The sequence below is a fragment of the Clostridium sp. K04 genome (assembly GCF_019734375.1).
Taxonomy (GTDB): domain Bacteria; phylum Bacillota; class Clostridia; order Clostridiales; family Clostridiaceae; genus Clostridium; species Clostridium saudiense.
The window spans coordinates 1-515 of sequence record NZ_JAASHD010000096.1 but is presented as its reverse complement, the minus strand read 5'-3'; the positions used below and the strand labels follow the sequence as shown (position 1 = coordinate 515).

1 pseudogene is annotated in these 515 nt (G+C 25.8%); it reads left to right on the top strand.

From position 1 onward, the window contains the following. Positions 1–219 (top strand): annotated as a pseudogene (locus tag HCG70_RS17285) (hypothetical protein); the annotation flags it as partial. Positions 220–515: the final 296 nt, after the last annotated feature.

The following is a 515-nucleotide window of genomic DNA, read 5'->3' as shown; positions in this document are numbered from 1 at the left end:
TCTATTCAATTAGATATTAAAGGGTTAAAAGATGAAGTTAAAGACTTAAAAGAGGGTCAAAAAATAATTGAAAAGAAACTTGATGGAGTTGTAGAGCAGACAGCAGAGCTATTAGAATTTAGAACAACTGTAAAAACAAAACTTGATGAATTAAAAGAAGTTGAAGAAGTAACTAAAGTTAATTGTTATGATATTGCAAAATTAAAAGCAGTCAAATAGATTTGAGACCAGGAGAGTTAAAGGAGCTTATAGCTCCTTTTTTTGTAGCTACAAAAGATAGTAGGTGGGAGAGAGAAGATATATAAATAAAAGTCGTGTTAATAAATTAATTATTGAACAATAATATAAGTAATTCTATTATTAAGTTAATAAATTAATTAACTAACTAACTAACGGAGTGATTATAGTGGCAAGAAAAACTATTAAAGGCTTAGAAGTAATAATTACAGATTTAGAAAAGCGTTTAAATGAACAGAATAAAATTAATGTTGAATTACATAATCAAATATCAGAAA